Annotated in this window: 1 protein-coding gene; it reads left to right on the top strand. The window is 70.8% G+C overall.

The features are described 5' to 3' along the window. Nucleotides 1-1,580: CarD family transcriptional regulator (locus ACI38Z_RS09280; protein WP_439789921.1), on the top strand; the 1,580-nt coding region annotated here is incomplete at both ends.

The following is a 1,580-nucleotide window of genomic DNA, read 5'->3' as shown; positions in this document are numbered from 1 at the left end:
GAGGCCGCGGACCGCACGGCTCGCGCGCTGGCCTCGTGGCTGGGGCGCGACGTGGTGAGCCGCTACCCCGACCGCAAGGACCTGCCCTGGGCGGACCGTCCCGCGGACGACGCCGTGGTTGGTGCGCGCTGCCGCGCCGTGGCGAGCCTTGCCGCGGGCGAGAAGTGCCTGGTGGTTGCCAGTGCGAGCGCCCTGCTGCGCCGCGTTCCGCCCAAGGGTTCGGGCTACTTTGCCTCGAGCACGTTTGCCGTGGGCGACGTGCTGGACTTTGAGGACGTGCCACGGCTGCTCGTGGGCATGGGGTACTCCGACGCGGGCGACCCCTCCGAGGTGACGGCGGCCGGCACGTTCTGCGTGCATGGCGACGCGGTGGACGTGTTCCCCGCGCAGGCGACCTCGCCCGTGCGCCTGGAGTTCTTTGGGGACGAGGTTGACCGCGTGCGCCGCATGGTGCCCGCGACCGGCCAGACCATTGGCGAGCTGCAGAGCGTGACCGTGAGCCCCTGCCGCGAGGTGGCGCTTACGGACCAGACCGTGGCCCGCGCGCGCAAGGCGCTGTACAACCGCGCCCAGAGCGACTCCAAGGTGGCCGCGGACCTGGAGCTGATAGAGGCCCGCGCCGCCGCGCCCACGCTCGACAAGTACCTGCCCGAGCTCTATGGCGGCAGCGCCACGCCCATCGAGCACATGTCCAAGCACGCGCTCGTGATCCTGGCGGAGCCGCGCGCCCTGTTTGACGACTGCATGCACGCCGCGGACGACGTGGACCAGGCGGCCCGCAACGCCCGCGTGGACGCGAGCGGCCTGTTTACCAACCCGCGCCAGATGGACTTTGGCAAGCAGCAGCGCTTGTCCTTCTCGTCCATGGCACGCGTGGGCGGCCAGGCGGACGCGGAGCTCGACGTGCGCCAGCCCTCCATTGCGGGAAGCGACGCCAAGCTGCTGGGCCGCATGCGTCAGCTGGTGCACGACCGCCAGAGCATCGTGTTTGCGGTGCCTGACCGCGGCGCGCGCGAGGCGCTTGAGCTTACCTTTACGGACGAGAAGATCCCCATTGCGGAGTCGCTGGCCACGGCGGCGCCCAACCGCGTGCCGGTGTGCGACCCCTCGGCCATGCAGAACGTGGAGCCGCTGCCGCGCGGCATCGTGACGTTTGTGGACGCGCCCGTTCCCGCGGGCGTGGTGATTCCCTCCGCGGGGCTGGCCGTCTTCAGCGTTGGCGACCTCACGTCGCGCATGGCCCGGCACAAGCACCGCGTGCGCAAGGTGGACCCAACCAGCGTGACCTTCCCCTTCAAGCCCGGGGACTACGTGGTGCACGCCACGCACGGCATCGCGCTGTTTAGCCAGATCGTGCGCCAGGAGGTGGCCGGGCGCGAGCGCGACTACTTCTTGCTCGAGTACGCGGGCGGGGACAAGCTCTTTGTTCCGCTGGAGCAGGTGGACCGCATCACGCGCTACGTTGGACCGGACGGGTCCAGCCCGCGCCTGACGCGGCTCAACACGGCAGACTGGTCGCGCGCCACGGGCAAGGCGCGGCGCTCCGCCAAGAAGCTCGCGTTTGACCTGGTGGACCTGTA

The sequence above is a fragment of the Parafannyhessea sp. genome (assembly GCF_051876455.1).
Taxonomy (GTDB): Bacteria; Actinomycetota; Coriobacteriia; order Coriobacteriales; family Atopobiaceae; genus Parafannyhessea.
The sequence above is the reverse complement of the archived record's forward strand: the minus strand, read 5'-3'. Positions and strand labels throughout refer to the sequence as shown.